Below are 3,518 nucleotides of genomic sequence, written 5' to 3'. Positions count from 1 at the left end.
CTCGTCCTCTAGGAATCGGAGGAGGCCGAAGATTCCCCCAGGCCCACCTTCGATGCTTCTTCCCAGTGCTTCGAGATCTGGGTAATCTCGCCGTCGGTCAGCTTGGCGAGAGTGTCGTACTGCTTCGGGGCGAGCAGCTCGAGCAGCTTCAGGGTGCAGGCGCGGTCCGTGGCCTTCTTCGCCTTCACCTGGGCCTCGAACCACTCCTTGTATTTGTCGGAGATCTCGACCGGGAAGAAGTGCAGCTTCGGCACCGAGAACGACAGCGGGTTCTGGCGACCCTTGATGGGCACCTCGAACTCGATCTGAACGGACGGGTCGTGCGCGGGGATGATCTGGAAAGCCATTGCGTCAGGCCTTTCGATTCGGAGAAAAGTGTTGGTGCGCCGGGCCTTTCAGGCCCACCCGACAGGGGCGGCCCGACGCAAAGGGGGTTGTGAATCAACCCCTGCCGGGTGAGTTCACACCGACCTACGCGTAGGTCAGGGTCTTGCTGGCGGACGGCCCGGTGGCGTTGGTAACGATCACGGGGTACGTACCAGCAGCCTTCGCCGGAACAGCGAACACCAAGGTGGAGTCGTCGATGACAGAGAACTCGGGCGCGGCCGTGCCACCGACCGTGATTCCCGTGGTGCCGACGAATCCAGAGCCCTCGACGTGGACCAGGTCGCCGCCCGCGGGCGCAACGGAGGTCGGAGCGAAGGTGACGAGGCTCGCAACGGCGGGCAGCGCGCCGTCGTCGCGGAACTCGACAACGTTTCCGCCCTTGAGTTCCACCGAGGTCGGCGAGTAGGTCTTGATGGTCAGCGTGCGCGACGTGACGTTGGTGTGGACGTCCTTGATCTCGGCGACGTTCACGACCTGGCCGTTCTCGACGTAGTACCGCTTCAGCTTCTTGCCCGACTGGGAGTCGATGACAAACGAGCTGATCGGCAGCGGGTCGGCGGTGTGGTAGATCGTCTTCTGCTTGCCGTGCGACACCGTTGCCGGGGTCACCTCGACATTCGCGTCGCCGAAGGCGGTCTTGAGGACTGCCTCGTTGTCGTCCTCGAGCAGGGTGATGGTGATCTGCTCGTCGTAGTTCGTCTGCACGGTGACGAACGTCTTGCCGCCATACATCTTGACGTCGGTGTTGTCGCGAGTCTGCGCGACGGTGACACCGTCTTCGCCGACAGCGCCGTGGTCCTTGAAGTTGGCGTGCAGCTCATCGAGCGCATCACTCGGACCCGGTGTCCCGATCTGCGCGCGGTAGAAGACACCGCCATCGATGGGAGGTGTTCCAACGAACGCGTTGAGTACGTTCACAGCCATTGTTTTGCCCCTCTCAGGCATCTATTGCGTCGAGCCGAATGGGTGAGCTATTGGAGGGCGAGCGAGAGTTCGCCCGTGAATTGGAATCGGGCATGACTGGCGACGTCCGGATTCTCGAACTTCACCGGACCCGCCGTATCGGTCCAGCGGACCAGGACGCCCCCGAACTCGCGGCCCCGCGCCCACTTCAGTGCCGCCCGCACACGGTGGGCCAGGTCCTCGGCGTCGATCTCCGTCCGGGCGTAGCACTCGAACACGAACCGGGGCGCGTCGGTGGCGAAGTTCTCCTCACCGCCACCGATCAGAGACAACACGACGAACGTGGCCAGAGACTCAGTGTTCGGCGGTAGCTTCGTGGACACCTTCGATGCGTCGCCGAGGATGGACAGTCCGCCGAGGACCGCGGCGCGCGCCGTCTTCTGCCCGTTCGGGGCGACCGAGATCATCAGCCACCCCCAAGGTTGCGCAGAAGCGTGTTGTTCCGGCCGAGATCCCATCGAGCCGCCCACGTCTCGGGGTAGACGATTGCCCGCCACCGGCCCTGCGGAGCCTTGCGGCCCTGCTGAGATCCCCAGGCGTAGCCGCTACCCGACGCTGTGGCGATGCGCTCGGCGTGCCGCATGACCTCGGCTCGGGCGCCCGGCATCCGTCGAACCTCGTACAGGGCATTGGGATGCAACTGGATCCGGACCGTCACGGCACATCCTCGTACTCGGCGTACGCCCACGTTTCGCGGTTGTACGCCTTCGTGACGACGTTCCGGGACCGGTCCGCGAACACCAGCAGGACCCCCTCCTCGACAGAGAACGCCGGTTCTCCAAGGTGGGTGTCCTCGCCGAGTGCGTGGGTGACCTTGAGCTGCTTCATCCGACCTCGATTCGTCGCAGATTGACGGGCTTCCGTCCGGGCTGCCACCAGGGCCCGTGATCGAAGTCCTCGGGGTATCCAATGACTTCGAAGTCACGGCCATCGATGACGACCCGGTCCCTGGGGCCGACCGCGGTTGCGGAGTCGACGACCATGACGAGGTCGACGACGACGCGATCGTGGCCGGCCATCTTCTGCTCGGACGTGGCCACCGAGCTGGGCGTCCACCAGACCGCCGAGGTTTCGACCGCGGTGCCCCACCCTTCGGTGGGGTTACCGAGGTCGTCCTCTGCGGATCCGATGAAGGCGCGCAGGCCGGCCGTGAAGGGAAGTGGGATCATGGCTGCTCCCACAGCGCCGAGAGCCCAGTCAGGAGCGCACCACACGAGCAGTACGTCGCGCCGAAGTTGATCGCGCAGATGTCTGCGTGTTCGATCGGCCCGACCGTCGGCACCGTATCGACGGCGAATGCCTTCGATTCGTCGGCGTTGCAGAGCTTCTGTAGCCGCTCGATCTCTGACGGCCAGAACAGCGACCGCCGGGGGTTCGAGGTGTCGACGGTTTGCCCGAATGGGCCCGCCGTCTGGGAGACCACCGCGCCGGACCCGGCGTCGTTCCAGCGGAGGATCGCTGCGCGGAGGATCGCCTTCGCGGCGCCGGGGTGCGCGAACTCGTCGGTGAGAATGCAGGGGGCGACCACGGCCGCCGTAGCCACCGCGTCTTCGATCATCGCCTCCGCCTTCACCTCCTCGATTTGAGGGGCAAAGATGCGCAGGTCATCAACAGTGATGGTTACGGCAGGCATGGGTCACCACCTCACTCGTCGTCGGGCTGTGCCGGTTCGGCCTTCTTGCGCGGGGCCCTGCGGGGCTTCGGCTCCTCGAGCGGCTCCCACTCGTCGCCGAGCTTCGCGGCAAGCTCGTCGTCGACTGAGACCAGAACGCCCGAGGTCCGGTTCTTGAGCCGCCGCATTAGGGCGTCGCGTTCTCGATGATGGCGAAGCGGTCAGCGAAGACGTACCAGCCGTAAACGATCTCCAGGCGCAGCGCGATCTGGTTGTTGCGCTTGAGGTCGCCCTGGCCGTCCGGGTCACCGAACTGGATCAGCTCGAGCGGGATGTCGCGCTGGACGCCCCACCGGATGCCGGACTGGAAGTCGCCGAGGATCGCCTTCACCTTGGTGTCGGTCGCCTCCGGCTGGGCCGAGACGGTGTTCGACACCGACGCGTTGATGCCCAGGAAGTTGCTGATGTTCGTCCCGAAGCCGAGTTCGGGGAACTTCTTCCGGCCGTCGGGGTAGCGCGCGGTCGACAGCGTCCAGGCGTACGACGGGTCGAGGGC

At 65.3% G+C, this 3,518-nt stretch carries 8 protein-coding genes and 1 pseudogene; all 9 read right to left on the bottom strand.

Annotated elements, in window-relative coordinates; all coding sequences use genetic code 11:
- Positions 1 to 8: 8 nt before the first annotated feature.
- Positions 9 to 347 (bottom strand): hypothetical protein, encoded by a 339-nt coding sequence (locus ACFVXN_RS18275; RefSeq protein WP_389235890.1) that lies wholly within the window; start codon positions 345 to 347, stop codon positions 9 to 11.
- A gap of 124 nt (positions 348 to 471) precedes the next feature.
- Entirely contained in the window at positions 472 to 1,305 is an 834-nt protein-coding gene (locus tag ACFVXN_RS18270; RefSeq protein ID WP_389235888.1) for an IPT/TIG domain-containing protein, read from the bottom strand.
- A 53-nt stretch (positions 1,306 to 1,358) separates the two neighbouring features.
- Complete coding sequence (locus ACFVXN_RS18265; protein WP_389235885.1) at positions 1,359 to 1,757, bottom strand: hypothetical protein; 399 nt, start codon at positions 1,755 to 1,757, stop codon at positions 1,359 to 1,361.
- A complete protein-coding gene (locus ACFVXN_RS18260) occupies positions 1,757 to 2,008 on the bottom strand; it encodes a hypothetical protein (protein ID WP_389235882.1) in 252 nt (83 codons plus the stop codon). The genes ACFVXN_RS18265 and ACFVXN_RS18260 overlap by 1 nt, the downstream gene beginning before the upstream one ends.
- Positions 2,005 to 2,178, bottom strand: coding sequence for a hypothetical protein (locus tag ACFVXN_RS18255; RefSeq protein ID WP_389235879.1), 174 nt, complete (start codon positions 2,176 to 2,178; stop codon positions 2,005 to 2,007). The genes ACFVXN_RS18260 and ACFVXN_RS18255 overlap by 4 nt, the downstream gene beginning before the upstream one ends.
- A complete protein-coding gene (locus tag ACFVXN_RS18250; RefSeq protein WP_389235876.1) occupies positions 2,175 to 2,519 on the bottom strand; it encodes a head-tail adaptor protein in 345 nt (114 codons plus the stop codon). Before ACFVXN_RS18250 ends, ACFVXN_RS18255 begins: the two co-directional genes overlap by 4 nt.
- Positions 2,516 to 2,983: a hypothetical protein gene (locus ACFVXN_RS18245; protein WP_389235873.1), complete on the bottom strand. Its 468-nt coding sequence runs from the start codon at positions 2,981 to 2,983 to the stop codon at positions 2,516 to 2,518. Before ACFVXN_RS18245 ends, ACFVXN_RS18250 begins: the two co-directional genes overlap by 4 nt.
- Positions 2,984 to 2,994: 11 nt before the next feature.
- Positions 2,995 to 3,150, bottom strand: a complete 156-nt coding sequence (locus ACFVXN_RS18240; RefSeq protein ID WP_389235870.1) for a hypothetical protein — start codon at positions 3,148 to 3,150, stop codon at positions 2,995 to 2,997.
- A pseudogene (locus ACFVXN_RS18235) lies at positions 3,150 to 3,518 on the bottom strand (major capsid protein); the annotation flags it as partial. The gene ACFVXN_RS18240 and the pseudogene ACFVXN_RS18235, both read right to left, overlap by 1 nt.

Origin of the sequence: Cellulomonas sp. NPDC058312, from assembly GCF_042880135.1 — a bacterium.
In the GTDB taxonomy this organism is placed as follows: Bacteria; Actinomycetota; Actinomycetes; order Actinomycetales; family Cellulomonadaceae; genus Cellulomonas.
Note: the sequence above shows the minus strand (reverse complement) of the source record. Positions and strands in the feature narration are given on the sequence as shown.

Bases quoted from the DNA above. Each gene is read 5' to 3' on its own strand.
- ACFVXN_RS18275 (WP_389235890.1), bottom strand. From the start codon at position 347: ATGGCTTTCCAGATCATCCCCGCGCACGACCCGTCCGTTCAGATCGAG.
- ACFVXN_RS18265 (WP_389235885.1), bottom strand. From the start codon at position 1,757: ATGATCTCGGTCGCCCCGAACGGGCAGAAGACGGCGCGCGCCGCGGTC.
- ACFVXN_RS18255 (WP_389235879.1), bottom strand. From the start codon at position 2,178: ATGAAGCAGCTCAAGGTCACCCACGCACTCGGCGAGGACACCCACCTT.
- ACFVXN_RS18250 (WP_389235876.1), bottom strand. From the start codon at position 2,519: ATGATCCCACTTCCCTTCACGGCCGGCCTGCGCGCCTTCATCGGATCC.
- ACFVXN_RS18245 (WP_389235873.1), bottom strand. From the start codon at position 2,983: ATGCCTGCCGTAACCATCACTGTTGATGACCTGCGCATCTTTGCCCCT.
- ACFVXN_RS18240 (WP_389235870.1), bottom strand. From the start codon at position 3,150: ATGCGGCGGCTCAAGAACCGGACCTCGGGCGTTCTGGTCTCAGTCGAC.